This window comes from Ureibacillus suwonensis (assembly GCF_042655065.1).
In the GTDB taxonomy this organism is placed as follows: Bacteria; Bacillota; Bacilli; order Bacillales_A; family Planococcaceae; genus Ureibacillus; species Ureibacillus suwonensis.
The window spans coordinates 1-640 of record NZ_JBHSNQ010000097.1; the positions used below are offsets into that span (position 1 = coordinate 1).

Genomic DNA, 640 nt, shown 5'->3' on the forward strand with positions numbered 1-640 from the left:
ACAAATTTAATTTATCAGAAATTAGTATTTCCAAACAAGGCTATTCAGCCGCACGAAAAAAGATTTCTCCTCTCGCTTTTGTAAAACTTACAAAAGCGATTGTGAATTGGTATTATGAAGAAAATTCCTTTAAAACTTATCGTGGATTTAGACTTTGCGCAATCGATGGAAGTGTGCTCCAAATTCCTGATACTGAGGAGCTTCGAAATTATTTTGGGTATGGAAAAAATCATAAGACAAGTTATGCAAGAGCTAGTGCCTCTTGTATTTACGATCTTGAGAATGGAATCATTATTACTTCTAGAATCAATCCATATAAGGTAGCTGAGCGAGATAGTGCAAAGGATATGATTGAAGAACTCGTACAAATTGGATTAAAAAATGATCTTTTTTTATTTGATCGAGGGTATCCATCGAGAGATTTTATTGCCTATTTAGATGCCCTTGGTATCAAATATGTGATGCGATGTCAAAAAAATACGATAAAGGAAATTGTCGAAGCGAAAGATGCTGATCAAAACATTCATATAATACATAGGAAACAAGTGATTACTGCTCGTGTAGTTAGATTCCCACTGGATTCTGGCACGGAAGAAATACTTGTCACAAATTTAACCGAGGAAGAGTTTGATATCTCTGA

1 protein-coding gene is annotated in these 640 nt (G+C 34.5%); it reads left to right on the forward strand.

All coding sequences use genetic code 11. The annotated features are described in order from the left end of the window. Positions 1-640 (forward strand): transposase (locus ACFPOH_RS10800; RefSeq protein WP_390309640.1); only part of this gene is annotated, 640 nt, incomplete at both ends.